Here is a 26,812-nt window from a genome sequence, read left to right as displayed (position 1 = left end):
GGGTGATGTTCTGTGCTGCCGCGATCCAGGGATTCACCCCCTGGCTCGTCACGTTCTGCTCGGTCATGGTCACAGCCCCCTCGCCACCGCTGCTGCTGCCCGCAGCCACGCCCGGCGTGTAGCGAGGCGGAGGGCACCATAACGGATCTGTCCGGATTTCAGCGCCGGATCGAAGGGAACCACCACCACGTCCCGCACATACGGCCGGAACTTTGCTGCTGTCGCCTGTGAGAGCTTGGCTTCACCTTCCTGCCGTTCGGAAACAACGACCACGGCGGTGGCGGCCAGGCCGGCGGCTCGTTCTCCCTTGAGGTCCAGGCCCTGCAAGGTCAGCAAGGCAGCTTCTACGCGGTCTTCTTCGTTGGTGGTGGGCACCACCAACTGGTCTGCGTGGTCGATCATGCGGTTCCACTCGGCGCTGCGGTGATTGTTCCCGGAATCCATGAGGATCAGGCGGAAATACTTCGAGACCACGCGGTGGAGAATATCCACTTCTTCGGCCGTCACTTCGTGGGTGCCGTCCACGTCCGAGTCAGAGCGCAGAACATCGTATTTGTCGGTGTTCTGATGGTGCACATAGGCGTTGATATCTGCTGCCTGGGCCGTGGGAGAGAGCAGGGCATCGGCGCTGGCAATCACGTCCAGGGCGCTCCTGGTGTGGTCCCCCTGTTGTGTGCGCCAGCCCAGGGTGCCTGTGGTGGGGTTGTTGTCCCAAGCGCAAACACTGGCACCGTTGCGACCGAACACGGCCGCCAGGTCAGCGACGGTGGGTGTCTTGTTAGAGCCGCCCTTCTGATTGACCACAGCAATAGTGCGAGTGCCGGCGAAGTGCTTGGACACCATTCGGATATCCTCGCGTTCGCTCAGTTCCTCCGCTGATGGTGCCAAAGACAATCCGAAGTTGTTCAGCATTCCCCGGAAGCCTTGCGTGGCAGGTTCAACGGTGCTTGGCGCGGCCAGGAAGGAACCAGCTTCACGCAAGGCCCGCCGCCCACTGGGGGCCTCCTGGACAGCCGGGGCAGCTGTTGACGGCGTGTTCTCGACGGTGGCCACGGCCTGCCCCTGTGCCACCGGAGTCTTGGGAACATCCTGAACGTCCACGGCAGGAACGATCAATGGAACCTCATTGGTTATCGGCGCTTCGGGCTCTACTTCAACCTCCCCACTAGGGGAGCAAAGCAAAGTAGTGAGCCCCGTTTCGTCCATGGTGCTGATACGCACCGGGCGGCCATGCTTGGCAGCTTCCACGAATACGCGCCCCATGAGGGACTGGCGCAGCTCGTCGGCGCTGGTGCCCGTGTGGGTTTCCTCCGTGGCGTCGATGGTCAACACCCCAGTGTCGTCACTGTTGATGATGGCGCTGATGACTGGCGAGGCTTGAACGAGTGATTTATCAATAGCCATGCTTGTTTCTTCCTTTCGATGATTTCGGTTTAGTGCAGGCCCGCAGGCATAGTGATGTGGCTGATTCTCCACTCCCGGTTGGCCGCCTTACGCAGCAGCTCGAAGTCAAAAACGCCTACGGTGGTGGAAAGTTCAACATGCACCCCAAACCCGTTGTCGGGATCAATGACCAGCTTTGCCGGCTCCTTGGTGGTGAATGCTGGCAGATTCGCCGGGTCCACGCCCTGGTAAAGAGCACCAGCCTCAGGCGTCATATATTGGGCCAGATCATAGATCCAGGTCTTCCCGTCCACTTTGGGACGGTTGTAGAGGGCCATCGCCTTAGTTGCAACATCCAGCGCATCGGCTTTGGATTTGTCATCCCACCCCGGACTAGTAGGCCCTGTATGGTCCGCCTGAGGCTTCCCGTCACAGGAACCGCACTCTGTGGCCGGTGTAGTGGCCGTGGCGGACACCGCAGGACTGTGAGCCGCTGGGGCGGCTTGCGGTGCCGAACAGCCAGCCAACAAGACCGCAGCGAGTCCCAACGGTGCAACCAGGGCGAAGAACTTGTTTTTCATGTGAATCGAATCCTTTTCTCGGTCAGGCCGCTTTAGCGAACTGCTCCGCAGTAGGGATGAGTAGATAGCCAGAGGGCGAGGTAGGCGCAATGATCCGTGTGTAGTACGCACCGAACTTGTCCGGCCCCATGTTGTAGCCCTCTTCGATGACCTGGCCATCGGCAGTGATTTCCTTCACCACGGCCACATGACCCCACTGAGGCGAGCCGCCAGGATTGCCAAGGCCGTACCAAATAATGGCCCCCACCTTCGGCGTATTGGTCACGGCCCAGCCCTCCCGCTGCCAAGTCGGCCCCCACGTCATTGCATTGCCGGGCCCGAGTCCACGGGCATCCATCTGTGACTGATCGGTAATGCCGAGCTGCTGCATCATGCGCCACCAGGCAAAGTCCGTGCAGTTCTTATAGGAAAAACCGGTAACGGGATTGTCGCCGTTGTAGACACCGAAGCCGAAAGGGTAATCATCGTCTTTACCCAAATCCCCCGGGGTCCCGGGGACACCCCCACAGGAGGCCTCCGTAGTCGAAATACCTGCCAACGCGGACACAACCTCACTGGCTGCGTCGAAATATTTGGTGTAGTGGTCCGGGTCCGCATTGCCCTGGACCGCGTAGGCCGCCCGGGTGGGAGTCATCGACTCCCACCCCTGCACCTTCATGAGCGCCTTGAAAAAGTTGGTGGCGCTAATGGTGGGGTTCATGCGATCTTCGTACGTTCCCCAGGCACCGTTATCACGCTGCTGGAAAAGTCCCCGCGAATCAGCCCCGGCATTATCGCCGACATCCTTCACGGTCAAACTTGATTCACCCATGGCAACCATGACGCCCACCGTCTGGCCCTGAGTCGAGAGCTTCAACTTTTGGCCGGCGTTGATAATCAATGCCGCATTCTGGAGCTGGACCCCCTGGTAACCGGCAACCGCAGCTGTCGGCAGTTTGCCCGCATCGACCGAAACACCAGGCGGACAAGCCGCCGCAGCGGGAGCACTATTACCCATGCCAACCACGATCAAAACGACAAGTAGGACAGGTACCAGGAACACGCCCGCTACCAGGGCAACAATCCCCGATCCGGAATCCTCATTCACAAGAACACCGAGACTAACGGGCCGGCAAACAACACGGCCACGGTGCCGCGACTGGTCAAAACCTCAACTAGAGACCTCACGAAATACCCTTCCAAATTTGGCGGTGAGGCACCGTGAAGCGCTCCCCCCAATTTCCTGCACTAATAAGTCCACAGTTTGTAGAAATTCTTCCATGGACCACTGACACCAAAGCACCAGATCCGCCCAAATCCGCGGGGACTGTCCTTTTGGACAGTGGTACTGGCTTGTTACTCATACCTCTAGTGTAATGCATTTAAAGCACTAGTGCATTAAGTGCACTAGGATCGTGATTAGCTTTTACTTGTAAGTAGTAGAAAATAGGAGGATGCCCAGATATGTCAGCCCCAAGACCCCCTTGCCCGAGCGGGTGGCCATTGTGACGGCAATTTTGGGAGTACCCGCACTTCGCGCGGAGATCCTAAGGCAGCTCTCACTTTCCCCGGACGGGGCAACCAGTGGAGACATAGCGACAGCGATTGGCACCAGGTACCAAACCGTTCAGCGGCACTTGGACCAGCTTGAAGAACTTGGAGCAGTGTCGGCCAGTGTCCCAGCTCCACGAGGCGGGCACCACGTTGTTTTCCGACTAGTCCCCAGCGCATTGGATGCGGCTCTAGCGGAGAATGCCCTTTACATCCAGGGAAAATAGCGACACGCCGAAACTGCTACCAAGCAAAACTCGCCACATAGGTCTAGGCTTAACACATGGGACAGATAAGGCGTAAGCGCGGATCGGTAGACGGCTATAAGCAGGTTAACTACCTAATCCCCCCCGAAAGAAAACTACTCCTCGAAGAAGTTTCCCGCCGGATGCATGTACCCGCTGCCGAAGGATTGTCACAAATCCTGGCACATTTGGAACTAGAACACGATGGATTGCCCGCGTGGTTTGACCGCGACCAGCTACCGGAGGAACTGCCTATACGCAAGGCCGGTTAAAACGAAGAAGCCCCGCTAAGCGGGGCTTCGGTCCGTATCAAGTTATTCAAGCTTTTCACCCTCATGCTTGGCGGCGGAGGTGAAAGGCTCCCACAGCTACACCGTAACGGAGTCTCTGTATGTCCTTAAGCTTACCCTTAAGCCCCCTTCTTATGCCAGAAGCACCGCAGGACGGTGCACAGCAGGCCAGCAATGACGATGGCCCCACCAGGTTGCACTTGACGGTGGAGAACGTTGTCACGCTTGGCGCGGGCCTTGATACTCATGCCAGGGCGCAGGCCATGGCCGACGCGGCGGCCGAGGATGCCCGTCCACGGCGCAAGAGCAACAATGGCCAGCGGAAGCCCCGCCGTGTGCGTAAAGAGCGGGAGCGTGGCAAAGAAGCAGTATGGGCGGCTGTCTGCCCTGGCTCGCGGCCGGCGCGGCACGTCATCCGGTGGCTTCGGGGAATCGAAGCGCTCCCCGAGTACCAGCTAGCCCGCAAGGACCTCAAAAAGAACATTCGACAGTTTGCCCAGGTCTTGGCGCAATGCCCCGGCTTTGACCCTGCCAGCATGACAATCATGCCCCTATGGGCGCGCCTGCAGGAGCGCCACGGCTACGCCAAGAGCACCCTCATTAGCTACATGCGACGCCTCCACGATTGGGGCGTATTGGGCACTGTAGCGAAGGGCCGCACAGCCCAGTTCACCCCGAAATCCAGCGGACGCAACGAAAACGAAGCCGCCATCTACGTACTGCTGGAAAGAGTAGCCACTGAGCCTGTGGAAAAAACGTGGTCCCCGGTGCCCACTAGGGCTGTTAACAACCCCCCGCACGCAACGCGCGAGGAAGATTCACTACTCAATATCGAATCGGCTCCGCCGCTAACTTCTTCAAGGCGATCCGCTGCGCGTCTCGCGGTGGACGAACTCATGCGTTCTCGAAAAGGGCCATTCTGGTCACCGACCACAACGCAAAGCCCCATGACGAAGGCTAGGCGACGAGAGACTGAGCGGCTAGCCGCAGCTGAGTGCCAGTTCAGGAACTTCCCGCTTCGAGACATCTCAACAGCCCATATCGCCTACCTGATTCGGCCTTTCCTGCGAGCAGGATGGACCGTCAACGACATTCTCCACGCCCTGGACAACCGCCCCACCACCAACGCCAGATACCACCACGACGGCGCAACGGGAGTTGGGAATCTCGGTGCCTGGATCAAGCACCGACTCCGCCCCTGGATACGCCCGGACGGAAGTTTCTACCGCTCCCCCAGCCAAAAATCCGAGTCCACCCGAATCCAACACACCGCCGAACGCGCAGCCTTCAACGCACGCCGCCAACAAGCCACCGATGAGGCACAAAGCCAACGCGGCAGCACAACAGCTCAGGCAAGCCCAGGATGGCGCGAGACCTACGCGGCAGCTTTCGCAGCAGGACTGGAAATCAGCCAGGCAAAAACATTGCGATGAAACGGCACACGTCAGGCGGCAATGGTCTCCATGGATCGGATAGACCAGGTTTCCCGGTCCTGTCCAAGCACCAGCTCAAACGTCACCAAAGGGCTCCTGTGGTTGCGGCCGATCCTGGCCTGAACCTGCCACACTTCAACGTCCACACGGGCCATCTGCCCCCGAGGCATTCGCTTAGTTGTGTTCCACCAGTCCACCCGCTCAAACCACCGCACCGGCGCAGCTCCTACATGCCAAGTCCGGCCAGCCCGCACAAACGACAACGGTTCCCCCGCCGCCGTGGCGCTCACTTCTATACAGTCCATAGCCACAACGCTACGCGCTACCAAAGACATTTAGTTGCAATGCAATCAATGCTTGCATTTATTGCATTGCAAGCTATGCTGGTATTAAACGTTCAGTTCTTCGAGAGGAAACCATGGTCAACATCCTGTTTGGCAACAACAAGGGCGGCGTCGGCAAGACGTACGTCACCGTACAAATAGCCCACGCCCTGGCCGCCAAGGGCCTCAAAGTCGCCGTGGTGGATCTGGACCCACAGGCTAACGCCTCACGGCAGCTTGGCTGGAAGTTCGACCCCGCGCAGCCCGTGGCCACCATTTCCGAAGCCATCCAAACCGCAACCGCTGGACTTGCTAGCCAAGTAACCGTGGCCACCCAAAAGTGGGACGGCGAAGAAACCGCCATTGATCTGCTCCCCTCGCGCCACGACCTGGAAAACAGGATCAGCGAAGCTGCGACCGTGGGAGCAGTGCGCCGCTTAGTGAAAGTTCTTGACGGTTGGCAAGATCAGTACGACGTCGTACTGATCGACACTCCCCCATCTTTGGGCCACCTCACCCAACTTGGTCTCGCCGCTGCACACATGGTTGTATGCGTCACCGAACCCGCCTACGACGCAATCGAAGGCGCTATCCGGTTCAAGGAGTTTGTCGAACAACACGCAGCAGATTTGGCCAATCCCAATCTGCGCTTTGGTGGCGTCGTCGTCAACCGCGTCCAGAACGTCAACGAACACAAGTTCCAGCTCGAAGGTTTCCGGGACCAAATGGGGGAATTAATCTTCTCCCCCACCTTGCCCACAAGGATCGCCGCCGCCGAAGCCAGCGCCGCCGCCGCACCCATCGCAGCATGGGGCACCGAACACGCCACAACCTACGACGAATTGGCTCAAGCCATCATCGACGCAGCTAAGGAGATAGCAGTATGATCAAAAAACCCCAGAGCCAGCGCCCCGGCGCAGTTAGCACCCTTGCCCCGAACGTGGAGGCGATCAATGTTGGCAGCGTTCGGACACCGGCCGCCGAAGCGCCCCAGGTGGAGGTATCACCGGTAAAGCTGCCAGCCAAGAAGCCCGTAACGGTTCGCCTGGACACAGAACTCATTGGTCAGGCCCACGCGGCAGTGCTGGCCACACAGGCTCGCGCAGGCGGCTATGACAGCTTCAATGCGCTAGTGGCAGCAGCGGTAGCCACAGAAGTAGCCAAGGCCTCGGAACTCTTCAACGACGGGGAACCCTTTCCCGCCATTGAAGGTAACTTCAGGCGCGGACGACCCCTGCAGGGAAATTAATGCAATCATTGCTTGCATTGAAATCGTTACTTGCATTACTTGCATTACTTGCATTGCTTGCACGCGAACTACTATTTTCATGCGACCGACTAGTTCGGCAGCAGGTGAGAGGACCAAAATGAGTAAGAAACGACCCCTCGGATACTTTCATGCAGTCCGAACCTCGGACGCTGTAGCTCAAACACGGGATGGATGGCCGTACTTCGTGTTAAACAGAAGGGGCTTAGACGGTCAGGGTGAAGCCCTGTATGAGATACAGTTTGGCGATGACGAGTGGATGCTGGCTGTTGCAGGTGATCTAGAACCCACCAACAGCCCTTCTGTTTAGTATCAGATCGTCAGACGACTACATTTAAGCTATGCAATCCCTCTCTACAACTGTCATGTCCCGTCCGCCGCACGTGGCAGAATTTTTTGCTGGCATTGGCCTAGTCCGCGCCGGCCTTGAGGGTGCAGGGTTTAAGGTCGTCTGGGCGAACGACTATGAAGCGTCCAAGAGGGAGATGTACGAAGGGAACTTCGGCATTGACGACCATGAGTTCGTCCTTGGCGATGTTGCAAAGGTTAAAGCAGAGCACCTGCCTGGTCCCATCGACTTGGCCTGGGCATCATTTCCGTGCACTGACCTTTCCCTGGCCGGGGACCGGAAGGGAATGGCTGGCAAGCAGAGTGGAACCTTCTACGAATTTGCTCGAATCATCGAGGAGATGAAGGGCCAGAAGCCCAAGATCATCGCGCTAGAAAATGTGCATGGATTGGCCACCTCTCATGGTGGTGACGATATGGCTGCACTTGTAAGACGACTCAATGCACTCGGATACTCCGTCGATGTCATGGCCATTGATGGGCGGCGTTTCGTGCCCCAGAGTCGCCCCCGGATTTTTATTGTTGGTACAACCGAAGTCCCTGAACAAGACACTCAAGCCATATCTGATTTGCGGCCGGTTTGGTTACAGAGCATTTTTGAAGACGAGACGCTACGAACGCATCGCGCCAAGATTGATGCACTGCCTGCCTTCCTTTTGCGCGGATTGAGTGTTTACGCGGAAAAAGTACCTGAGCAAGATGCGCGTTGGTGGGATGAAGGCAGGTCCAAGCGCTTCTTAGATTCACTTTCACCGATCCAGGAAAGCCGCTTAAACGCACTCAAAAAAGGCAAGAGGGATTCATACCGGACTGCTTACCGCCGCACCCGCCAAGGTGTGCCCGTCTGGGAAATCCGCGCGGACGAGGTAGCAGGTTGTCTAAGGACGGCGAGGGGCGGATCTTCCAAGCAGGCCGTGGTTGTCGCTGGACGCGGCCGTGTAAAAATTCGATGGATGACCGCCTTGGAGTACGCCAGGTTGATGGGTGCAGGAGACTACAATCTCCAAGGTCTTCGTGATAGCCAGATCCTCTTTGGTTTCGGAGATGCTGTCTGCGTCCCTGCCGTGAAGTGGCTAGGAGACAAATATTTGTTGCCATTTCTCCGTGGCCAGCTCCAGCCATCAGCTGGGCTTGAGCTAGAAGGCATCAATGCTTGACGCGGCGTTTGTAGAACAATCTATTCTCAATGCAGTGAATGATTGGTATGAATCCAAACGTAAAAGCAACGGTGGCATGGACACCAACAACATGACAGTGGGTCTGATCCTTGGTGATCATCTTAAGGTTTCGTTTCCCCTAGACAGAGCCAATTACGCCACGGATTCCCAGGTGAAAGGGCTAAGCGGCTCACGTATTTCACAGATTCTGGCAGAGCACGGTGACCCGAGACGCTTCACTTCGGAAGGCGGCAGAACCTCACGCGGTACACTCGGAAAAGCTGATGAGTTGGCAACACAAATCAACGCCGCAGCATTGGCAGCCGGATATGACGACCTTGATCAGGCCGAGAAAGAAAGCGTGGTTTACGGGCTTCAGGCCTGGTTCGTCGTCAAAATTCAACAGGACTATTTCGGACGGCAGCTGGTGAAGGCCGAAATTAATCCCAACCAGCCCGTTAGCGTCTCGGTGAACAATATTCTTGCCGACGCGATATCTCGGGGTGGTCACGTAGGTGGTGCCGTCGCCCAGCATTTGGTGGGGGCCAAGCTTGCTCTTAGGTTCCCTGAACACGAAGTCGGCAACGACAGCTACAGCACAGCTGATCAGCAGACGGCAAGGCCGGGCGACTTTTCCATTGGCAATACGGCATTCCATGTCACTATGAGCCCGAGCGAAAGGCTCATGTCTCAACGTTGCAAGGATAATCTGAGCCAAGGATATCGACCAGTGATTCTGGTGCCTCAGAACAGGGTTGTAGCTGCTCTTCAGTTAGCCGATAATGCCCAGCTCGTCGATCAGGTCAGTGTCATAGCCATCGAAACGTTCGTTGGTCTCAATATCGAGGAAATGGCGTTCTTTACCTCCCAGGGCGTAAGAACAGGAATCAGGGCCCTCTTGGAAAAATACAACGAGAGAGTAACCCTCTCAGAGCCAGATCCTTCACTAAGGATTGAGATACCGGAAATGCTATAGAGCAAGCTTTTGGGCAGCTCCAGAACTATTTTTGGCGTTCTGGTAGGTGCCGATAAAGAGTCGAGCGAGTAAGGCCCGTCTTGGCGGAAATCTCGGCCATGGTGGCCCCGTTGTCCCGTAGCAATACGGCGTGTTCTAGGGTGTCGGGGTCCACTACTGAGGGCCTACCCGTGCGGCGGCCGGCGGCGGCGGCGACCGTGCGGGCGTGCGCTGCACGCTCGACAGCATAAGTGCGTTCCATCTGCCCGAATAGGGCCAGCATGACAACGGCGAGCTGGCTCATGGGGTCCGAAGGATTGGAAGAGTCCACCCGGATAGGGTCCGCGAGGTTGCGGACGCCCACACCGCGCGCGGTCAGCTCGTGAATCATGTTCAGGGTGTCCCGGACTGTGCGACCTAGCCGGTCAAGTGTGTGCACCACCAGAACATCCCCGTCCCGAGCTTGCGCGAGTGCCGCAGTAAGGCCAGGGCGGGCCATGGTGGCCCCAGACTTCTTATCCGCGTGCATATGTTCCGGAGGTATCCCCACGGCCGCCAGGGCGGCCAACTGCCGCGCCAGATCCTGCTTTTCGCTCGATACGCGCGCATATCCAATATCCATGCTTGAACCGTACCGAAATTTGGTTACGTACGCAGGCAGCCGCAGCGACTTTTGGCATAGCTTTTGGGATGCCCAGGTTACGAGGAATCCCGGCATGTTTCATTACCGGCAGTGTCTCAGCGGGGGAGTGTCCCGGTTCCTTAGAAGTGGGATGTACTGCCACCGGGGCGGGATGTATCGGGACAAACAGGGCGGGATGTACTGCCACCGGGGCGGGATGTATCGGGACAAACAGGGCGGGATGTACTGCCACCGGGGCGGGATGTATCGGGACAAACAGGGCGGGATGTACTGAAACGAAGTGGTCATTTTGGCCACGCGCTACCGCTGCAGGCCGGACACGAGGCGGTCAAGAAGTTGCTCGGGATCTTGTCGGACTTTTTGTGTGTCTCTCTAGTCTGCGGTGGTTTTTTGTGGGGAGATATTTGGTTGCCCAGGTGCGGGGCCGGGTGACTTGGTGGTGTCGTGCGATCCGGAAACCGTGCGTCGGGGTTGCCTGGTTGTGGTAGCGGAGTGAGTTGTATCTGATGATTGTCAGAGGGTAAATGTAGTGTCTTTATGGAAGTGGTCAACCGTCCCCCAAGAGGTTGGCCACTTCTTCTTTTTAACTCTCGTGAGCAGTAGCCGGCTACCGGGCAAGTTCCCCATGGTCCAAGACTGTCGCTGCCGACTTGCGGCCCGTTGTGGCCGGTTTTTTTCAGCCAATGACAGCACGGAGGGGGAGCGGGGCAAAGGTGAGCGGGGCAGGTGCCCACGAGCGGGCCGGACTTTCAAGCGCAAGGGGATTTGCGCGGCGGTACTAAGCGCCTTGCCCCACATCCACCACCCGCAGCGCACGGCAGAAACGACACCGGAAAACCTTCAAATTGTTCTAATCTGACTTGAACAAACAGTTCAAATCGTGTTAGAATTAGTACATAAGGAAGCAAGAAAACAACCGGAAGGAAACGAATCATGGGAACGACAATCAGGACCATCGACACCGAGGAAATCATCTCGGAAAAGAACCTCCCCTCAGCCGAGTGGTGCGAGGGGTACGACTACATGGAGCGCGCGACGGCTCAGGGTTGGACTGCCTTGGCCTTGTGGGGTAAGGAAGGTTACGACTTTGGCCAGTGGCCCTATGTGATCGGATTTGTTCGGGTAGTGCGCGACGGGGCCCGCCGCCTTCATGGTTTCGGCATGTATGTCGAGGGTGATCTGACAACGGACTACTACCGCAGCTGGGACGCCTGCAATGAAGCGATCAGCCGTGAAGCTTTTTGGTACTGGGATTCCGGACAGAGCGACGGCCCCAAGGATCTAGCGGCCAGCTTCGAGGATATGCAAGCCGAGTACAAAGTACCCGCCAGCTACTGACCAAACGGCCCCGCCGCAAGGCGGGGCCACCCACCCCGAAGGAGGCAAGGTTATGAAGAAAAATCCCGCATACGCCGTTCTTGATTGCCATGTAACGCAAGTTCTCGGCCTCTATGACACGGCAGGGGAAGCGGACACCGCCGCCAACGAGTTTGGCCGGTGCAGCTTTGCCCATAAGCTCAGCGACACCGAAAGCGCGGCCCTCGCCGCCAGGGACTAGGGGAAGTCATGGAAACCGCCGTCACCGTGTACAGCAAGCCCGCTTGCGTGCAGTGCAACGCCACTTATCGAGCGCTAGAGCGCAGGGGCATTAGTTACGTCATTGTGGACGTGACGCAGGTACCCGCAGCGCTGGAATACATCACGGCAGAACTTGGGTACTCACAAGCCCCTGTGGTGGTGGCGAGCGATGAAAACCACTGGTCCGGATTCCGGCCGGATAAGATTCTAGAACTTGCCAAATAGTTCCAATAGGATTTGAACTTTACATTCAAACCGTGTTAGAATAGTATTATGAAACCACAGAAAAAGCGGGACGTTTTGAAGGTCTTGAAGGCCAACGGGTGGGAGATGGTTCGTTGGAACGGAGGGCATGAATGGTGGGAGGGGCCGGACGGTCAGGGGGAATCGATTCCCCGGTCCAAAGAAATTAGTCCGGGTGTGATGAACAAGCTGGTACCGAAGTTAGAAAGCTTCCCGAGTAACTGGAAGTAACCAACTCGGCGGAGGCCCTAAGGGGCCTCCGCCGGATGAAAGGATTTTTGAGATGACGAAGGTACGGACGTTGGAAGCCAGCGCCTACAAAGAGGGCAAATGGTGGATGGTCAGCATTCCCGAGATTGACGGATTGACGCAGTGCAAAACCATTGACAAGATCCCCGAACAAGCGGCGAGTCTGGCAGCGATTATTTTGGACGTGCCAGCGGATCAGGTGGCCGTCAAGGTGGAATACATTCTGCCCGAGGATGCGAAGGCAGCTAGCGAGTCCTGGCACCAGGCCCAGGGCGAGCTCACGACTGCCAGGGCAAATGTGGACGCGCGGTTAGCCGATCTTGCCCGCACCTTGAAGGGGCAGGGCTACACGCTCAAAGACATTGGAGCGTTGACGGGTTACACGTTCCAGCGTGTTTCACAGATCATCAATTCATAAGACCGGCAGCAGGCCGGGCGGAACACTAAGGAGTAAAAATGGGACAGGTACTAACGCAGCGCATCAAGCATATTTTTCCGGATCACGTGCAGGTGATCGAGGACGCGGAAATGGAGGACAGCCCCGAGGATGGCCACGCAGTAGCCGCAGTTCGATTGAAGGGCACACGCGCCCAGCTGGACGCCTTCTATGAGGCGTGGGACGTGACAGACACGGGGCTGCACATTGTTACGACAGAGAAGGTGGAGACGGAGAGCTAAGCCCCATGGGAAGAAGACGCAAAACGAAGGAGCCACGCCCTAGGGGGCGTGGCTCCTTCGTTTTGCGTTCGTGTTGGCTTAGAGGGGCAGGAAATTTTTGGTTGGGTTTTCTGCCCCGCGCCCACAGGTGCACGGCAAAACATTAATCCTCCGGTGTTTTCCCGCACACAGGTGGACGCCGGGACCCAGCTGACCGCCTGCACACATTCACCAGGTCACCGACACTGTAAGGGTCACCACCGGTTACCGGTGAACATGCACAGCCTAGATACGCGCGTGGCTCGGGAACCTTGAGAGGTGCCCTAGAGAAATGTGGTGATGGTGTTGTAGAAGGCGTGTATGACCAGGCCGGGCAGAAGAGATCTGTAGCGGATTGTCGTTAGGGCCGCGACGGCTCCGAAGCCGCCGGCGAGGGCGACGTTTAGGCCGTTGTATGGTGCGTGCGCGGCTCCAAAGAGCACGGTGCTGACGGTGGCAACTGCGATCAATAGTAAGACGCCCAGTGTCTTGTTGAGGTGTCTTGTTGCAGCGCCGCTGGTGAGGAAGAAGAGCGTTAAAGCGATGGGTCCGCGAAAGAGCAGTTCTTCCCACAGGGGCGCGTGGATGAATCCATGGATGCCTTGAATGAAAGGTGTTGCCTGCGCGATAGCCGGCCCTCGTGCATCATCGGGTGATGCTGCCCAGCCAGGAGGCAATGGAACGTGAGAGAGCCAACCGCCGAGGATGGCGAAGAACGCAATGGTGGCGGCGCAGATGATGGATATTTGCAGGAGTTCCGCGCGGCCGTACTTGCGTACTCCCAGTGCGATCAGAACCAAGCGAAACTCTCGATAGGTCCTCCGTGCGGCGGTCCGCAAAATGTCCAAGAGCTTGTCTTCTTTGGTGGAGCAGATGTGTTTTGACAGGACTAGCAGGGGGCCAACCAGGGCGGCGATTAGAACAGTCTCCACAATCGATTCTGTCATTGCGGGATCGTAGTTGATTCCCGGAAGCGCTGCCGTGATCACATGTGTGGCCAAGGCGGTTCCCGTGAGGGTGAGAAGCACTAGGGCGGGCCCTAGTATCCACAAGACAATGACCGCGGAGTTGGTCAATTTCGTCTTGATGGTTTGCGCTGGCATTGGTGCCTTTCAAGAGGGGACGTGTGGACCCATTAGTGTGCGGCTGAGGCCGTGCATTGTCTTTAGAACCGAGCCACGCGCGTGTCTAGGCTGTGCATGTTCACCGGTAGCCGGTGGTGACCTTTACAGTGTCGGTGACCTGGTGAATGTGTGCAGGCGGTCAGCTGGGTCCCGGCGTCCACCTGTGTGCGGGAAAACACCGGAGGATTAATGTTTTGCCGTGCACCTGTGGGCGCGGGGAGTGTTACTAGGACCCGCTGTTTTGTGGTGGTCCGTTGGTGCCACCGAAGTTTGTCGGCGTTGTGCTCTCGTCAACGGCCAAGCCCCGAGGCTTTGGGCGCGCTTTGCGTGTTCTCTTTACGGTGGGTTCGGACAGACCGGATTGTTTGAGTTCGTTCACGGTCCAGCCGGCATCCAAGGCAGTCTGCCAAGCAGCTGCGTCGACTTGTTCAGCAGCGCTCACGGCGGCGCGTGTGGCGTCGAGTTCGGCGCGTGCTGCGATGAGTCCGCGCACAGCTTCCATGCGCTCGGCCAATCGCTGCTGTAGGCGGGATTCGATGGTTTCAGAATTGAGGTTAGTCATGCTGCCAGTCTAGGCGGGAGCGTCAAGTATGAGGCTATGCGTCACGGCGTTTTGGGCCAGTCGGGCACAAGCGGTTTCCGAAGCGCGGAAGCCGTAAAGCAGCCCCAGGGGGGAGCAAGTTGTATAGTTATGTGCCATAACTAACTTGAGACCTCGACTTTGGGTCGAAGGTTTGTCACACTGGTGTGTGAGTCCCCACGATGTGGGTTCGCTGCGCTGGGCCAATTGAGTGAGAGGGGGATGCCGTGAGTGAAGCTGTTGAGCAGCCGGTGTCCCGGCCGAAGGTGAAGCGGAGGCGGCGAGCCAATGTTGAAGGGAAGGCGCACTATGTGCGAGTTACTTTGTCCGAGGCTGAGCGCGTCGCGCTGTATGTGAAGGAGTCGCAGACTGGGCGGAGTGCGTCGGAGATTTTGGCCAGTGCTGCGTTGAGTCCGGCAGGTTCGGAATCATCGGTGGACCGTCAGGCTTTGATGTATGAGTTGGCGATGATTCGCCGCTACTTGTCAGCGCTGTCCAACAATACGAACCAGCTCGCCAGGCACGCGAATGTGACCGGCGATTTTCCGGCGTCGGCCGCCACTGTGGTCACGCGTACTCGTGCAGTGGCTGAGCGTGTTAATGATGTTGTTGAGAAGTTGATGAGCTGATGATTGCCAAGGTCAGTGTTGGTCCCCGCATGAGTGGACTCATGATGTATTTGGCCGGCCCTGGTAAGTCCAATGAGCACACTGACCAGCGAGTGATTACGGGTTCGGAAACACTCGTTCCGTACGCTGAACAAGCTTCCCTGGATAAGGGAACGGTGATGCGGATTTCGCGCGAGCTGGACGCGGACAAGCGGCGCACTAAAACAGTGATGCCCAAGGGGCATGTGTTCCATGCGTCTATCTCTTTGAGTGCTGATGACAAGCAGCTCACGGATGAGCAGTGGGCATCCGTTGCTCAAGATTTCATGAAGGAGATGGGCTTTACTGAGGTTGGCGGGCGTTCGCCGGCGGCGTGGATTGCGATCAATCACGGCGTGAACCTCAAGGGGAATCCGCACATCCATATTGCCGCCTCGATGGTGCGTGAAGACGGCACGAAATGGAACCAACACGAATCCGCCAAGAGGGCGGTGAAGATCTGCCGCAAGCTGGAAGAGAAGTACGACCTGCAACGCGTCGGGCAGAATCTTTCTTCTGTCGCCTATGTGCGAGGCGAGAAAGAGTCCTTGGCCCGCCGACAAGCTATCGCGGAACACCGCCAGCTGGTCAAGGCAGGAAAGGCCGGCACACCGTGGGAGGCACTGAGCGCGCAGGAAAAGACTGCCGCCATTGCTGCCAAGGCGGCTGTGACCGAGCAGCCCCGCGTGGAGCTAGGGCGAAGGATTCGAGGATGCGCGGCCGCGTCCGCTGATGAGGGCGAGTTCGTGCGCCGTATGCGCCGGGAGGGCCTGTTGGTGCGCCCGCGTTTCGCGGAAGGATCAGCAACGGAGGTCACTGGTTTCTCTGTGGCTGACCGTCCCCATTTTGGGGAGCGCCCGATTTGGTACGGCGGCGGGAAACTCGGCAAGGATCTGACATTGCCGGCCCTGCGCGGACAGTGGGACACGCCCGCTGCGGCAGCGGTCCCGGAGTGGACAGCAGCGGCCAAGGGCAAGGCCCCGGCCATGCGTGGACGCGAGCAGGAGGGCCCCGTTGTTGGTGAGGTGATGGTGTCCTATGCCAACGAGGTCACCGAGCTTTTGGGGCAGCTCAAGGATGCCAGCGCAAGCCCGGAAGTCTTTGCCAGGGTTGCCCGCCAGGGAGCGGGGATCTTCGCGGCGTGGGCGAACCAGGCCGGCATCGAGGGAGACGCGGCGGCCCAGGACTTGAAAGCGGCAGCTGACGCATTCGCCAAGAGCGCGCAGCTGCAAGAGAAGCCGGGTCGGGCCGTCGTTGGAGGGTCAACGGCGTCCAGGGCGATGGCGGGCCATCTTGCTATCGGTATGAACAGTAGAGCCGGTGCCGTGGCAATGGTGCGTATGTGGTCGCACCTGGGCAAGAGCTTGGGGCAGGGTTTGGAAAGCTACGGAGAAAGCTACCGTGCGCGTGCCATGACCGAGCAGACCGCAGGCAAGCTAGAGAGTATCCACGCCGCTTACCGGCTCATTAATCCTGTGCAGGTTTCGAAGCCGGCAGAGGGGCAGCTGGTGACTGCCGGCCCGGTGCCGGCAGTGGTGGCCACGGCAAACAAGACGGTGGCGCAGACCGCCGCCGAGCGTGCAACGAGGCGCGGGGATGACCTGCGCGCCCAGGGCGTTCCGGAAGAAGCGATCACGGCGCTTCTTCATGCGGAACGCCAATCGGCCGGCCGCTCGATTCAACCAGGCAAGCAGCCCAAGACCGGTCCCAGTACAGCCCCTAAGCAGGCCGAAGAGAAGCAGCAGAATATCAACCCGAGGAGAACACTATGAGCGAAGAACACGACGGCCTTGACGCGCCGATGGAACAAGCTTTTCAACACGGAATGACGCTTGCTGGCCAACTCGGAACTGAGCTGTCCCAGACCTGGCAAAAGTTGCGCGAACGCCAGGCAAAAGCAGACGGGGCACAGGCTGCATTGTTGCAGCAGCAATTCAATGCCGAGCGCACGACGGCCGTTCAGGCACTCACCGCCACGAGTGACCCGAAGTGGTGGGATGCGGCCAGCCGGGAAGAAGTGGCCAAAGCATTCGAGATCTCCACTGCCTGGAAGGATCACGCGCCAGAGGCAGCAGCGGCGGACCAGCACATTCGCCAGGAGGTATCTGCCCGGTACAAGATCGACCCGGAGACACTGCCCGTCTTTGATGTGCCCGGGGCACGTAAGGAATTCGGTGTTAACGCCGAACGTGCCAAGGAAGAGCAGGCCGAGGCACTGGTTGAGAAAGTTGAAGCGGCCACGGCCCAGCGTGAGGAAAACCAGGAGCGCGCAGCAGCAAGGAACACGGCCCCGGAGACGGACGGACCGAGCGCCGAGGATGAAGCATGGTTTGCGTCCCAGCTGGCAGGGTCCTTGGAGCCTGCACAGATGCCGGAGACAAACATCCACGAACAGCTGGCAGAGTCCCAGGGCCACGAACAGGTGGCGGCCACTGCCGGAAACACGGCCGGGGTGAAGTGGGACAGTGCCGAGCGACGCGAAGCCCTGGCAACCGAGCTGCGCACCAAAGCCGTGCCGGATGAAGCCATCACCGCCCGCATACATGCCGAACGCCAGCACGCACGCCCCATCAGCGCATCCGTCAGTGCCAAGGCTCAGACAGCGAAGAAGACCAAGACCGGAACCGGACAGAGCCAGGCGCACACCCTCAGAAAGCATCTCTAGCACCTGCCGAAGAGACGCCAATGGCCGGTAACTCCCGCAAGGGGAGTTACCGGCCATACGTGTTTTTAGGCGGCTACGGAGAAGAGCGAAAAGACGTTCGTCAGGGCCACGACGCCCATCATGCAGAACATCGCGCATGAGCCGGCGAATACCCAGCGAGTGGTTGTGGAATGGACACACCCGGCCGGCTGCCGCAGGGCGATGGCCATGCCCGCCGCGCCTAGGCCGCACATGAGGGCCACAATCATCCAGATAACGAGTGGCGCGTTCATTGTTGGTCGCCTTCTTGAGTTGGAGCTTTTAGTTCGCCGTCCGCGTTGTATCGGGGAGCGTCACTGATGGCCAGGGAATCGGGGTATTCCTCCACGATGAAGGGTGTGGCCTTGCGGGTATGCCCATCGGTGCAGCTGCAATAGCGGAAGGGGCCCTGCGGGTTTAGCAGCCGTTCCATGTGGCGGTCGGCATGATCGAGAATCCAGGTGGAGAGGGCCGCGCCGGATTCAAGGCGACTCTTCTCCCATCCGTGCCAGAGCGCACTGACGCGGGTTACAGCCTCGATGTGCAGCCACCACTGAGGGCACCAGGCCAGCGCCCGCTTTTCGGCGTCCTTCTCTTGCAAGAAGGGGCTTTCCCTTACATAGAACGGGTGCAGTTCAGCGGAGAAGAACGTGTAAATGTCCTCATACATATTTTCTGGCTCGTCGGCGGCCGTCTCCTGCACAGCAACGGGAGCGACGGGGGGAGCCGGCGGGGCCACGACGGCGGGTGCAGCTGCCGGGGTGCCCTCAGCGGAGAGCTGGGCAAGGGCTGTTTCCTTGATGGATTCGGTGTAGGTGCTGAAATCCAGGGAATCCAGGACCCCATCAACAACAACGGCAAGCCTTTTGGTGAGCTGACGTTCAGCGACCTTGGCAATCAGCGCATCCTTGTCGATGGCTGAGACCACCGCCAGGGACACCGCCGCCAGTGTGGGCGCGGTAGTGTCGGGCTCCGAGGTCGGGGTGTCTTGCCCGTCTTGTCCTTCGTTGTCCTCGTCAAGGAGTTCACCGGTGATTGGGTCGATTTTCATACCGGGACCCCCACCCGGTCAGGGTCCTTGCGCTGGGCAGCAAGTTCTTCCATGGCCTTTTTCAATGTTTCCTCCCCTTGTGGATCGAACTGCTTTACCGAAGCCTCCACGCCGCCTTTATGGGGGCCTGCCATCCAGGGGACCGTGCGCAGCAAGGCGGCGCGCTGTCCGGTGGAAGTCAGAATGGCCCGGCCCTTGGGCAGGGCTTGGAGTTCGGCGGCGTCGAAGATCTTTGCTTCGTGTTCCTGGGCGATGCCGCGCGGGCTGCCCTTGGAAGCGGGAGTGCCTGGGGTTGTGTAGTAATAGCTGCCGATGCTGTCCACCAGGGAGGTCAACAGCTTTCCCGGGACGTTTCCACCGGCATAGATTTTCCAGTTTGATGCGCTCATCAACGCATCCATGCCCAATTCGCCCCACACGCCGGCACCTTGTGGGTAGGACTGCAAAATAGTGACCAACAGGATGCCTTGCGAACCGAAATAGGAGTACAGCTGCGGCAGATCCTTCCAACGGCAGACGTTGGCGGCCTCATCGAGGATCACCGAGAGCGGCTTAGCCAGGCGGCCGCCGGTGCTGACCTTTGCCAGGCGCTGGCCGGCCTCACAGACGGCCACCGTTAACGCGGTAACCAACGGCGCGGCCGAGCCTGCGGTGTCGCGTGAGAGCGAGTACAGGGTGTTTGATCCGGTGATGAATAGATCCGGGTCAAAGTGAACGCGGCTATCGTGGCCACTGGCATCCAGCACGGGGTTAACCCAGGCCGCCATCTCTTGGTCGGCCAAGCAGGCTGTCATGGTCTGGGCGGTGCTGAACACTCCTGTTTTTTCGCCAGAGTCGGCGGCCAAGACGCCGGAGAGTTCGTTGAGGACTTCGGGGAACGTGGATGCCTTGAGGACTACCTCCGGTTCGGACTCTTCGGTGTCGGGGTTGGCCAGCCAGCGCTGAACATCGCGCAGGCAGTACCCGCCCAACGCCGCCGCCAGCAGCAGGGCCTTAAGCAGGGTGATGGCGCGGGGATGGAAAAAGGCATCCGGAGGGCCGGCCTGCGGTGAGCGGGAACCGGAAGCGAAATGTTCGGCCAGAGCGTTGGCCTCAGAGCCGTTGGTAATCGTGGACAGCGGATTCCACCACCAGGTGCTTTTCTCGCCCACAATCTTTTGCGGATCGAAGACAAAGACCCGGCCGGCCTGCTCGCGGATACCGCGTGTGTGGTCGTGCAGGCCCCGCTTGTTTTCGGTGGCCACCACGGCACCGGGGGCATTCAAAACCAGGGGAATGCTGTAGCTCGAGGTTTTGCCGGTACGGGGGCCGGCGAAGATCAGGCCAACGTCTTCATAGCTGGCATAGAGGCGGGTGCCACCGGAAACGAGAACGCCCATGAACTGTCCGACAGAGCAATTGGGAACAGCTTTGGGTGATCCGTCCGCGTTGGGGATGCCCTTAAATTCTTTCTTGACCGCTTTTTTGTCTTTGCTGATGACGTTGAGCTGGATGGCTTTCTGGCGGGCTGCCTTCTCGGAAAAGACTTGCAGCTCCTTGGATGAGCCCATGTGTGTTGCAGCAACGTCCACCCAGGCCGGGCGGGTCATTGTGGAGCGGACCCACAACACCAGAAGCAACAGCCCAACCAGGAACAGCACAACGATGACAAGTCCCCAGAGTCGGGGGATGGCAAAAGTAGCGTCACCCTTGATGAGGTTGACCACCACTTGGGCCGGGTTGATGTGCCGGCCGGAGGTAAGAAATTCCCCGAGCCAAAGACTCGTTACGGCCGTGAAAACGACGGCAAACAGCAAGCCCACACCCCATGCTGTGGCGGCGTTCTTGCGGCGCAGGTACCGTGCGCGTGTGGGTGCACCCATCAGGCCACCAAGCTTTCCGGGATCGTAGAAACACGGCTACGGGCGTCTGTGATGTGCTTGGCCCGTTCGATTTCGGTCAGTGATACTTGCACCGCAATGCCCACCCGGCCAGGGACCTTGAGCAAGATTTTTCCTGCACCAGGGGGAGGGGTTGGGCTGCCATCGGCGGCGGCCTTTTGTGCCCAGGACGGGGGAACATTGAAACTTGCCACTTTGGCTATCTCGCGGGCATTCAACGGCTGCACAGCGTTGAGCGCTTCCAAGTCGTCCAAGGTTAAGGCCATCAGCCCGAGCATTCCGCACCGCTGAGCGAAGCCCTTGGCCGTCTCTCGGTCTTTGGCGTTGGGCAGGGAAAGGAAGTCCTTGGGGCTGTGCGTGATCTTTAGTTCGCTGACCCCTGTGCCACGGTTTGTCCGTCCGACCCGGTCGGCACGGTCAATGATTCCCTCACAGGCTCGCATGGGATACCAAAATTCATCTTGAAGGGCGAAGTAGGAACCCCACCGAACCTTGGGCTCGTAGAAGTCGCCGGCAGCGGCCGCCTCAACAGCTTTCAACCGCTCAAATTCCGCCAGTTCCCAATGGGCATCCATGGCAGAGAAGCCGATGTTCCAGGTCCCCAGCATCGCGGCGGAAAGAAGCTTGGAGTTTGATTCCGGGATGGAGGAAGTATCGAAGCAGAACCCGCCGGGATTACCCAGGGGAATCCGTACACTCTTCCTCCCGCCCAGCAGGGCCCCCATCCTGCCCTTGACGAGGGCTTGAAGGGATTGGCCCAGCAACTTGAATTCAGCGCGGAATGCAGTAGCGGTGTCACACCCTGAAATTTCCAGAACGTCTTGGGGGACGTGGGCAAAGGCGTCCAGCAGATCCGGCAACCAAGGATTTTTGACCGTGCGGATAACGACCTTGACCAGTTCCTCAAGGATTGTTTCTTCAATATCGGACAACGGGTGGGTCGATCCACGGTTGATCTGGGTAAACAAGATGACCATATCCACTGCTTTATCAATGGCCAGGGCATACAGTTCCTCCCCGGTGGTCCCCCCAATTTCGGCGGCAGCGTCCCCGAGCGAACCCAAGTCCAGGGCATTGATATGATCCGCTTGTCCAGGACCAAAACGAAAACGATTTCCGCCCATCGCCGCGATGGATTCCCCGTACTCATTCTTGATGGGGTCAAACACAGCCGGGATAATCCCGCGTGCGGCCATCGAATACATGAATCGCTGTGCGACAGTGGATTTTCCGTTGCCATTGAGGCCAAAGAGCATCATCGAGGGAGAGGAAATCAACCCGGCGTCATACCAGGTCTTCATATCCCCGCACACGGCCGTGTTGACGTTCATATCCCGTCCCAGCGGTGCGCCCATGTTCGGGCGGGACGTTCCAGCAGAGAACGGGTAAATCCCGCACAGCTGGGTTGAGGATGAATACCACTGCGGAGGCTGCGGGACCTTCCCCCACCGGCCGCCGCCGAAGCCGGTCAGGCCACGAGGGCTTTTATGGTGCTTGACTATGTTCTTGAAAATCCCCATCAGAGGACTCCTTCCATCCACAACGGCTTGGAGCTGTATTTCCAGGGCAACACACCAAAGGGCAGTGTCGTGTGGAACGCGGCCGATCCTGCATGTTCGACAAATCGGTACGGCATAATCAGCGTGTTCATTAACGACTTGACCTGGTTCAAAGCATCCCTATATGACTTTTCATCAGGGGAGAAAGTCACGGTGACCATGACGGAAAACATGGCCAAGCGTGCACCCTGGGCCAACTCCCCTTCTGTCTTGACGGCCACAGCCTTCCGGGCCGCGTCAAAGGATGTCGGGCGGCCTTTGCGGGTACTCATCCGCCAATCAGCCGTTTTTGCCAGCCGGTCAACCGTCTTCGCGGCCGCTCCGCCGTCAACCGGTCGATAAATGATGGCGACCCGCTTACGCAGGAACTTCGAGTTAGGGCCAAACAGCCGGTCAAAGGATTTGGCCGTGATGTGCGCGCCCGGGGGAATGGTCATCATCAACGTCATCGACGCCACACCATCATGGAAGACCACGCGGCCGCGTGAGTCATCGAAAAAGCCGGGACCGGCATGTGCCCACTTTTGTTCTGCTTGGCGGCCCTGCAGGGCGTCAAGGGCCAGCTCCTGGTCAAGGCCGGGCTGGTACGCCAACTGGGCGACATGTGAAAGTTCGGCCTCCACCAGCGGCTTAGGTGCCCCAGCTCCGGCCGCGTCAAGGAGCTGCGTGTGACCAGGCAGCCGCGAGGCGATTTCCGCAACAGGGGAAGAAATATCGTCGCCGCTGCCGCCCAGGGCCTCAACATCCCACACCATCGTTGAATAGACGTTCAACACTGAGGTTCGCGCCGGCAAAGTGCCTACAGCAGCGTCAAGAACCTGCTTAGCGAACTCCGGGGCAGTCGGGGACACTGCGTCACGGATGGCCGCGCAGGTCCCGGCCGAGGACTCCGAGGCTGAATCAACAACAATCGTGGCCCCACTCAATCCATCTTCGACACTGAGGGATGAGACCCACGCCCCGAAGTGGGCAACCTGAGAATTCACCACGCCCTGTTCCTGCATGGCCGAACCGTCAGGAGAGCAACCAAATACAGCGGCAATCTGATGCACTGATTTGTGATGCAGCAACGAATAGGGCCGTCCCAGACCATCCTTGCCCGAGACAGTATCAACGTTCAGCAACGCACCAGGCAGCCGCTCCAAATGCTCGTGAGGCAACGTGGACAATGACCCGGTGACGTAAAATGTTTCGCCCCTTGAACGGCGCAACATGAGAGAAGTCTTGTCTGTGACCCTAGTGAAAATGGTTTGTCCGAACCACTTCACCAAGCCCAACAGCACAACAGCAATGGTGATGAGCAGAATGACCAGGGCGGGAAGAAAAAGACTCTTCATCAGGCATAGCAGCGTAAAGATCAGGCCAATGCCAGAAATAATCAATGCGCCCATGCTCAGGCCAAACATGCCCGGGGCTGCCGGCTCAAGCCAGTTCCCGAACTTTTCTTGCGTAGCGTTCTCGCTCATTCGCCAATCACATCCGTTCCATCAGAGTCTTTTCCACCATCAGCGACGGAGCCGCCAATTGATTCGGCCCCGGCCTGCAAACCAGAGCTACCGCCGGAGGACCCGCCGGCAGAATTGCCGCCTGTAGAACCAGGGGCCCCATCCCCTCCCGCCTCAGGCGAGGACCCAGCGGCACCACTCGCGCCAGAACTTGGCGTGGCACCGCTAGGGCCATCGCCGCCGTTAGAACCGCTTTGACCGTTGCCGCCGTTAGAACCGCTTTGACCGTCGCCGCCAGAGGGACCAGTCATGGCTTCGGCCCCGCCACCGGCCGTTGTACCACCGTCACCAGTCATGGACTCGGCCCCGCCACCGCCACCAGTCGATGCTGAGGCACCGCCACCAGTCATGGCCTCGCCGCCGCCACCGGCCGTTGCAGCGCCGCCACCGGCCGTGGCTGCGCCCCCGCCCGCCGTTGCAGCACCGCCGCCAGCGGCTCCAGCGCTCGCTCCGGCACTGGCACCGCCGGTCATTACGGCCGCACCGACAGCGACACCAGCACTGACCACAGCGGCACCGGCCGCCATGGCCATCCCGCCACCAGCTGCCCCGCCCAGGGCCGAGGTGCCAGGAGCCACGAGCTTCATCAAGGCCGGAAGCGCAGCAACAGCGAGAACCAGCAGCAACATTCCGCTGACGACCCCGCCAACTCCGTCCTCGCCGGACTTCATTTTCCAGGCGAACGCATAAATGATGGCGGCTACCGGCTTGTAGAGCAGGAACGCAATGAGCCACTTAGTGACTTTTGAAAAGGTTTCTTCCCCGCCTTGAACCATCGAGGCAGCAGCAGAGAGCGGCCACACGGCCACCAGCAGCGGCAACACGACGGCGCGAACCATCATGATGCCCCACTGGAACAATGTGGCGATGACTCCGAAAATGCCGGCAATGATGGCAAGTCCAGGACCCACCGCAACAGCAGCCGCCCCCAATTCCTTGTAGCCAGCTGATGAGATCCCGGCACTCTCTAGAACCCAGGTGGAAAAAGCGTCCCCAGCGGTCAAGACGACCTGAATGAGGACCGTTCCCAGCGAGGTCACCAGGAACACCCGAAAAAGGGACTTGCCGACTTGAATAGCCTTGTCACCGCGTGCATGAATCATCGTCCAGGCGCAAGCAATCATGACCCCAACGACAGCGAAGAAAACACTGAAAACGTGTAGCTGCTCCGTTAACCACGGCACCGAACCAGTATCTAGGCTGACTAATAATCCAACGTCAAGCCACGAGGTAAGAAACGACTTCATCAGCGAATCCCAGGCGGCCATCATGACTTCACCAAGATTCTGGGCACCCGACGTAACCGCGTCCCCCACGATGTTTTCGACCCCCTCCTTACCCTTACAAGCCCAATCAATCCAGGCGCAGTCAGCCACGGGACCCACCCCACGGTGTGAATTGCCCGGCGACAGGATTAGTGGCCTTACCGGCGGTTGTTGAGCCGTCGTCAAGAAGCTTTACTTTCCAGTCTCCATCGACCCACTGAAGGGTGGACGGAAGGCCCACATAGCCCGTGGGACTTTTCGCAATTGCAAAAACCAGCGTTATCTGTGCTTCATCGGGGGTGAATGAGTCAGTGCTGAATCCGGCGAAGCCCATAGGCACGTCACTAGAAGAGTCACTTGAGGAACTATCTGGTCCTTCAAGGGCTGCTGTTTTCCCTACGGAGTCGATGGCGTAGATTTCCGTGGCCATCTTTGGATCTGCGGTACTTCCCAAACCATAGACAGTGGTCATTGCAAGCGCTGCGCCGAGCGGGGAGCGTGCGAAGCAGATCCCGTAGTCATCCGTGTTTTGTGTTGGACCATAAGTGTCGGAGACGGGCCAGGTGACGCCTTTTGCCGCCTCCCAGCGGAGGTCCTTCGGCATAGCTGGTTTGGATGAGGTGTCCCCCAGGGGGACATTGCAGCCACTGGCAGGTTTTCCCGTTGTGCTGTCGGTGGGGCCGGCCACTGGTTCGGGAGTTTTGGGGGCGGGATTGACGAAGATAATGATGGCCAGAATGGCAACAACCACCACCACGCCAAGGGAGATCCACCACCCCTTATTCAAAGACTTGGGGGAATTCATTGATTCACTCATCAAGGATCAGTCCTTTCTTACATGGAGAGGAATACGGGGGCGATCACAGCTGCCAGCCCGAAGCCCATGGCACCTACGAGCCACCAGCCGGCCTTGCCCATGAATTCCTGGCCGTGTCCGTGCTTGTGTGCGAAGAACAAGCCAATGAACAGGGCCATGAGGCCGATGACAGCGATGGAACCACCGATGATCTGTACCCAGCTCTTGATGGTGTCGAGGCCGTCCTGAACGCCCTGGGGGAGCGGCTTAGCTTCGGCGGTGATGTTGCCTGCAAAGACGGTGATGTTGGTGATGATGCTCATTTTGTTTCTCCTTGAAAGGTGAGGCCGACGTGTGTCAGGGAAGTGATGATCTTGTTGAGTTCTTTAGGTGCAAGGTCGGTAGGACCAAGCTGGGCGGCTCGGTGGACGAGCAGTGAGGGCGTCCAGGGTGCCACGATGATGGCAAGGGCTCCGGAAAGCACCTTGACTTCATCCGCGATAAGCCGGGGCATTTTGCCAGGGGCTGAGGGGACCAACAGGACGCAGGCGAACCGGTCATGGCCATGGATGGCAATGGCCGTTTTTGCCGCGTCTACGCCGTCAATACTGGCCCGCGTCACCAAAACCATTTCCGTGTCCGGTTCTTGTGTTGCCTTGGTCTTGTTGCTGACCAGTCCGCCATCGACTCCCCCGAGAATGTGCGCCCAGCTCGTCGCTCCTGCCCCACCGTGGGCGGCGATGAACACCGGAAGCTCACGGGCCGGTGCCGGTGCCGGCGGTTGCGGTGCAGCTGCCGGGG

30 protein-coding genes are annotated in these 26,812 nt (G+C 58.9%); 15 read left to right on the top strand and 15 right to left on the bottom strand.

From position 1 onward, the window contains the following. Positions 1-69: 69 nt before the first annotated feature. The 3 genes from ACT3TS_RS17575 to ACT3TS_RS17565 are packed head-to-tail and all read right to left on the bottom strand — an operon-like array spanning position 70 to position 3,051. Positions 70-1,404, bottom strand: a complete 1,335-nt coding sequence (locus tag ACT3TS_RS17575; RefSeq protein WP_444532823.1) for a MinD/ParA family ATP-binding protein — start codon at positions 1,402-1,404, stop codon at positions 70-72. A gap of 29 nt (positions 1,405-1,433) precedes the next feature. Beyond that, positions 1,434-1,964: a hypothetical protein gene (locus ACT3TS_RS17570; protein ID WP_444532822.1), complete on the bottom strand. Its 531-nt coding sequence runs from the start codon at positions 1,962-1,964 to the stop codon at positions 1,434-1,436. Between the two features lie 22 nt (positions 1,965-1,986). Then, positions 1,987-3,051 carry a CHAP domain-containing protein gene (locus ACT3TS_RS17565; RefSeq protein WP_444532821.1) on the bottom strand — a complete coding sequence of 355 codons (1,065 nt, stop codon included), beginning with the start codon at positions 3,049-3,051 and terminating at the stop codon, positions 1,987-1,989. Positions 3,052-3,397: 346 nt separating this feature from the next. Between ACT3TS_RS17565 and ACT3TS_RS17560 the strand changes: the two genes are divergently transcribed. The 6 genes from ACT3TS_RS17560 to ACT3TS_RS17535 all read left to right on the top strand — a co-directional run bounded on the left by ACT3TS_RS17560 (position 3,398) and on the right by ACT3TS_RS17535 (position 9,533). After that, positions 3,398-3,721: a helix-turn-helix domain-containing protein gene (locus ACT3TS_RS17560; protein WP_444532820.1), complete on the top strand. Its 324-nt coding sequence runs from the start codon at positions 3,398-3,400 to the stop codon at positions 3,719-3,721. 442 nt (positions 3,722-4,163) lie between these two features. Next, complete coding sequence (locus ACT3TS_RS17555; RefSeq protein WP_444532819.1) at positions 4,164-5,462, top strand: hypothetical protein; 1,299 nt, start codon at positions 4,164-4,166, stop codon at positions 5,460-5,462. Positions 5,463-5,880: 418 nt separating this feature from the next. Next, entirely contained in the window at positions 5,881-6,672 is a 792-nt protein-coding gene (locus tag ACT3TS_RS17550) for a ParA family protein (RefSeq protein ID WP_444532818.1), read from the top strand. Continuing rightward, positions 6,669-7,034, top strand: coding sequence for a hypothetical protein (locus ACT3TS_RS17545; RefSeq protein ID WP_444532817.1), 366 nt, complete (start codon positions 6,669-6,671; stop codon positions 7,032-7,034). The genes ACT3TS_RS17550 and ACT3TS_RS17545 overlap by 4 nt, the downstream gene beginning before the upstream one ends. A gap of 401 nt (positions 7,035-7,435) precedes the next feature. Beyond that, on the top strand, positions 7,436-8,557 hold the full coding sequence (locus tag ACT3TS_RS17540) for a DNA cytosine methyltransferase (protein ID WP_444532816.1): 1,122 nt from the start codon (positions 7,436-7,438) through the stop codon (positions 8,555-8,557). Continuing rightward, positions 8,550-9,533 (top strand): DUF4928 family protein, encoded by a 984-nt coding sequence (locus ACT3TS_RS17535; protein WP_444532815.1) that lies wholly within the window; start codon positions 8,550-8,552, stop codon positions 9,531-9,533. Before ACT3TS_RS17540 ends, ACT3TS_RS17535 begins: the two co-directional genes overlap by 8 nt. 25 nt (positions 9,534-9,558) lie before the next feature. Here the strand turns inward: ACT3TS_RS17535 and ACT3TS_RS17530 are convergent, their stop codons facing one another. Further along, positions 9,559-10,134 carry a recombinase family protein gene (locus ACT3TS_RS17530; RefSeq protein WP_444532814.1) on the bottom strand — a complete coding sequence of 192 codons (576 nt, stop codon included), beginning with the start codon at positions 10,132-10,134 and terminating at the stop codon, positions 9,559-9,561. 954 nt (positions 10,135-11,088) lie between these two features. On the opposite strand from ACT3TS_RS17530, the gene ACT3TS_RS17525 reads away from it, so the two are divergent. Genes ACT3TS_RS17525 through ACT3TS_RS17500 form a run of 6 tightly spaced genes read left to right on the top strand, consistent with a single transcriptional unit; the run spans position 11,089 to position 12,903 of the window. After that, entirely contained in the window at positions 11,089-11,493 is a 405-nt protein-coding gene (locus ACT3TS_RS17525) for a hypothetical protein (RefSeq protein ID WP_444532813.1), read from the top strand. A gap of 52 nt (positions 11,494-11,545) precedes the next feature. Further along, complete coding sequence (locus ACT3TS_RS17520) at positions 11,546-11,713, top strand: hypothetical protein (protein WP_444532812.1); 168 nt, start codon at positions 11,546-11,548, stop codon at positions 11,711-11,713. 8 nt (positions 11,714-11,721) lie between these two features. Continuing rightward, positions 11,722-11,958 (top strand): glutaredoxin-like protein NrdH, encoded by a 237-nt coding sequence (gene nrdH / locus ACT3TS_RS17515; RefSeq protein WP_444532811.1) that lies wholly within the window; start codon positions 11,722-11,724, stop codon positions 11,956-11,958. 48 nt (positions 11,959-12,006) lie between these two features. Next, positions 12,007-12,207, top strand: a complete 201-nt coding sequence (locus ACT3TS_RS17510) for a type II toxin-antitoxin system HicA family toxin (RefSeq protein ID WP_444532810.1) — start codon at positions 12,007-12,009, stop codon at positions 12,205-12,207. 52 nt (positions 12,208-12,259) lie between these two features. After that, positions 12,260-12,643 carry a hypothetical protein gene (locus ACT3TS_RS17505; protein WP_444532809.1) on the top strand — a complete coding sequence of 128 codons (384 nt, stop codon included), beginning with the start codon at positions 12,260-12,262 and terminating at the stop codon, positions 12,641-12,643. Positions 12,644-12,681: 38 nt separating this feature from the next. Continuing rightward, a complete protein-coding gene (locus tag ACT3TS_RS17500; protein WP_444532808.1) occupies positions 12,682-12,903 on the top strand; it encodes a hypothetical protein in 222 nt (73 codons plus the stop codon). Between the two features lie 302 nt (positions 12,904-13,205). On the opposite strand, the gene ACT3TS_RS17495 is transcribed toward ACT3TS_RS17500, so the two are convergent. Both ACT3TS_RS17495 and ACT3TS_RS17490 read right to left on the bottom strand, forming a co-directional pair. Then, positions 13,206-13,868: a CPBP family intramembrane glutamic endopeptidase gene (locus ACT3TS_RS17495; protein ID WP_444532807.1), complete on the bottom strand. Its 663-nt coding sequence runs from the start codon at positions 13,866-13,868 to the stop codon at positions 13,206-13,208. Positions 13,869-14,271: 403 nt separating this feature from the next. Continuing rightward, the gene (locus tag ACT3TS_RS17490) at positions 14,272-14,607 is read right to left on the bottom strand and encodes a hypothetical protein (protein ID WP_444532806.1); all 336 of its coding nucleotides are present in this window, start codon (positions 14,605-14,607) and stop codon (positions 14,272-14,274) included. A 245-nt stretch (positions 14,608-14,852) separates the two neighbouring features. On the opposite strand from ACT3TS_RS17490, the gene ACT3TS_RS17485 reads away from it, so the two are divergent. The 3 genes from ACT3TS_RS17485 to ACT3TS_RS17475 are packed head-to-tail and all read left to right on the top strand — an operon-like array spanning position 14,853 to position 17,937. Then, the gene (locus tag ACT3TS_RS17485; protein ID WP_444532805.1) at positions 14,853-15,254 is read left to right on the top strand and encodes a plasmid mobilization relaxosome protein MobC; all 402 of its coding nucleotides are present in this window, start codon (positions 14,853-14,855) and stop codon (positions 15,252-15,254) included. Then, positions 15,254-17,044, top strand: coding sequence for a relaxase/mobilization nuclease domain-containing protein (locus ACT3TS_RS17480; RefSeq protein ID WP_444532804.1), 1,791 nt, complete (start codon positions 15,254-15,256; stop codon positions 17,042-17,044). The genes ACT3TS_RS17485 and ACT3TS_RS17480 overlap by 1 nt, the downstream gene beginning before the upstream one ends. After that, positions 17,041-17,937, top strand: coding sequence for a hypothetical protein (locus ACT3TS_RS17475; RefSeq protein ID WP_444532803.1), 897 nt, complete (start codon positions 17,041-17,043; stop codon positions 17,935-17,937). The genes ACT3TS_RS17480 and ACT3TS_RS17475 overlap by 4 nt, the downstream gene beginning before the upstream one ends. A 65-nt stretch (positions 17,938-18,002) precedes the next feature. On the opposite strand, the gene ACT3TS_RS17470 is transcribed toward ACT3TS_RS17475, so the two are convergent. From ACT3TS_RS17470 to ACT3TS_RS17430, 9 genes are all read right to left on the bottom strand, one after another. Further along, on the bottom strand, positions 18,003-18,209 hold the full coding sequence (locus tag ACT3TS_RS17470; RefSeq protein ID WP_444532802.1) for a hypothetical protein: 207 nt from the start codon (positions 18,207-18,209) through the stop codon (positions 18,003-18,005). Next, entirely contained in the window at positions 18,206-19,006 is an 801-nt protein-coding gene (locus ACT3TS_RS17465; protein ID WP_444532801.1) for a DUF4913 domain-containing protein, read from the bottom strand. Before ACT3TS_RS17465 ends, ACT3TS_RS17470 begins: the two co-directional genes overlap by 4 nt. Next, positions 19,003-20,868: a type IV secretory system conjugative DNA transfer family protein gene (locus ACT3TS_RS17460; protein ID WP_444532800.1), complete on the bottom strand. Its 1,866-nt coding sequence runs from the start codon at positions 20,866-20,868 to the stop codon at positions 19,003-19,005. The genes ACT3TS_RS17465 and ACT3TS_RS17460 overlap by 4 nt, the downstream gene beginning before the upstream one ends. Next, the gene (locus ACT3TS_RS17455) at positions 20,868-22,406 is read right to left on the bottom strand and encodes an ATP-binding protein (RefSeq protein ID WP_444532799.1); all 1,539 of its coding nucleotides are present in this window, start codon (positions 22,404-22,406) and stop codon (positions 20,868-20,870) included. The genes ACT3TS_RS17460 and ACT3TS_RS17455 overlap by 1 nt, the downstream gene beginning before the upstream one ends. Beyond that, positions 22,406-23,911 carry an SCO6880 family protein gene (locus ACT3TS_RS17450; RefSeq protein WP_444532798.1) on the bottom strand — a complete coding sequence of 502 codons (1,506 nt, stop codon included), beginning with the start codon at positions 23,909-23,911 and terminating at the stop codon, positions 22,406-22,408. The genes ACT3TS_RS17455 and ACT3TS_RS17450 overlap by 1 nt, the downstream gene beginning before the upstream one ends. Continuing rightward, a complete protein-coding gene (locus tag ACT3TS_RS17445) occupies positions 23,908-25,053 on the bottom strand; it encodes a hypothetical protein (RefSeq protein WP_444532797.1) in 1,146 nt (381 codons plus the stop codon). Before ACT3TS_RS17445 ends, ACT3TS_RS17450 begins: the two co-directional genes overlap by 4 nt. A gap of 265 nt (positions 25,054-25,318) precedes the next feature. Then, the gene (locus ACT3TS_RS17440; protein WP_444532796.1) at positions 25,319-26,032 is read right to left on the bottom strand and encodes a hypothetical protein; all 714 of its coding nucleotides are present in this window, start codon (positions 26,030-26,032) and stop codon (positions 25,319-25,321) included. A 17-nt stretch (positions 26,033-26,049) separates the two neighbouring features. Further along, the gene (locus ACT3TS_RS17435) at positions 26,050-26,334 is read right to left on the bottom strand and encodes a TrbC/VirB2 family protein (RefSeq protein ID WP_444532795.1); all 285 of its coding nucleotides are present in this window, start codon (positions 26,332-26,334) and stop codon (positions 26,050-26,052) included. Beyond that, on the bottom strand, positions 26,331-26,812 hold a 482-nt coding region (locus ACT3TS_RS17430; RefSeq protein ID WP_444532794.1), incomplete at its 5' end, for a hypothetical protein. The genes ACT3TS_RS17430 and ACT3TS_RS17435, both read right to left, overlap by 4 nt.

Source organism: Specibacter sp. AOP5-B1-6 (genome assembly GCF_052376555.1).
GTDB lineage: Bacteria > Actinomycetota > Actinomycetes > Actinomycetales > Micrococcaceae > Specibacter.
This window is presented reverse-complemented; position numbering and strand designations above follow the sequence as displayed.

Bases quoted from the DNA above. Each gene is read 5' to 3' on its own strand.
- ACT3TS_RS17575 (WP_444532823.1), bottom strand. From the start codon at position 1,404: ATGGCTATTGATAAATCACTCGTTCAAGCCTCGCCAGTCATCAGCGCC.
- ACT3TS_RS17570 (WP_444532822.1), bottom strand. From the start codon at position 1,964: ATGAAAAACAAGTTCTTCGCCCTGGTTGCACCGTTGGGACTCGCTGCG.
- ACT3TS_RS17560 (WP_444532820.1), top strand. From the start codon at position 3,398: ATGCCCAGATATGTCAGCCCCAAGACCCCCTTGCCCGAGCGGGTGGCC.
- ACT3TS_RS17555 (WP_444532819.1), top strand. From the start codon at position 4,164: ATGCCAGAAGCACCGCAGGACGGTGCACAGCAGGCCAGCAATGACGAT.
- ACT3TS_RS17550 (WP_444532818.1), top strand. From the start codon at position 5,881: ATGGTCAACATCCTGTTTGGCAACAACAAGGGCGGCGTCGGCAAGACG.
- ACT3TS_RS17545 (WP_444532817.1), top strand. From the start codon at position 6,669: ATGATCAAAAAACCCCAGAGCCAGCGCCCCGGCGCAGTTAGCACCCTT.
- ACT3TS_RS17535 (WP_444532815.1), top strand. From the start codon at position 8,550: ATGCTTGACGCGGCGTTTGTAGAACAATCTATTCTCAATGCAGTGAAT.
- ACT3TS_RS17530 (WP_444532814.1), bottom strand. From the start codon at position 10,134: ATGGATATTGGATATGCGCGCGTATCGAGCGAAAAGCAGGATCTGGCG.
- ACT3TS_RS17525 (WP_444532813.1), top strand. From the start codon at position 11,089: ATGGGAACGACAATCAGGACCATCGACACCGAGGAAATCATCTCGGAA.
- ACT3TS_RS17520 (WP_444532812.1), top strand. From the start codon at position 11,546: ATGAAGAAAAATCCCGCATACGCCGTTCTTGATTGCCATGTAACGCAA.
- nrdH (WP_444532811.1), top strand. From the start codon at position 11,722: ATGGAAACCGCCGTCACCGTGTACAGCAAGCCCGCTTGCGTGCAGTGC.
- ACT3TS_RS17510 (WP_444532810.1), top strand. From the start codon at position 12,007: ATGAAACCACAGAAAAAGCGGGACGTTTTGAAGGTCTTGAAGGCCAAC.
- ACT3TS_RS17505 (WP_444532809.1), top strand. From the start codon at position 12,260: ATGACGAAGGTACGGACGTTGGAAGCCAGCGCCTACAAAGAGGGCAAA.
- ACT3TS_RS17500 (WP_444532808.1), top strand. From the start codon at position 12,682: ATGGGACAGGTACTAACGCAGCGCATCAAGCATATTTTTCCGGATCAC.
- ACT3TS_RS17495 (WP_444532807.1), bottom strand. From the start codon at position 13,868: ATGACAGAATCGATTGTGGAGACTGTTCTAATCGCCGCCCTGGTTGGC.
- ACT3TS_RS17490 (WP_444532806.1), bottom strand. From the start codon at position 14,607: ATGACTAACCTCAATTCTGAAACCATCGAATCCCGCCTACAGCAGCGA.
- ACT3TS_RS17480 (WP_444532804.1), top strand. From the start codon at position 15,254: ATGATTGCCAAGGTCAGTGTTGGTCCCCGCATGAGTGGACTCATGATG.
- ACT3TS_RS17475 (WP_444532803.1), top strand. From the start codon at position 17,041: ATGAGCGAAGAACACGACGGCCTTGACGCGCCGATGGAACAAGCTTTT.
- ACT3TS_RS17470 (WP_444532802.1), bottom strand. From the start codon at position 18,209: ATGAACGCGCCACTCGTTATCTGGATGATTGTGGCCCTCATGTGCGGC.
- ACT3TS_RS17465 (WP_444532801.1), bottom strand. From the start codon at position 19,006: ATGAAAATCGACCCAATCACCGGTGAACTCCTTGACGAGGACAACGAA.
- ACT3TS_RS17460 (WP_444532800.1), bottom strand. From the start codon at position 20,868: ATGGGTGCACCCACACGCGCACGGTACCTGCGCCGCAAGAACGCCGCC.
- ACT3TS_RS17455 (WP_444532799.1), bottom strand. From the start codon at position 22,406: ATGGGGATTTTCAAGAACATAGTCAAGCACCATAAAAGCCCTCGTGGC.
- ACT3TS_RS17450 (WP_444532798.1), bottom strand. From the start codon at position 23,911: ATGAGCGAGAACGCTACGCAAGAAAAGTTCGGGAACTGGCTTGAGCCG.
- ACT3TS_RS17445 (WP_444532797.1), bottom strand. From the start codon at position 25,053: ATGATTCATGCACGCGGTGACAAGGCTATTCAAGTCGGCAAGTCCCTT.
- ACT3TS_RS17440 (WP_444532796.1), bottom strand. From the start codon at position 26,032: ATGAGTGAATCAATGAATTCCCCCAAGTCTTTGAATAAGGGGTGGTGG.
- ACT3TS_RS17435 (WP_444532795.1), bottom strand. From the start codon at position 26,334: ATGAGCATCATCACCAACATCACCGTCTTTGCAGGCAACATCACCGCC.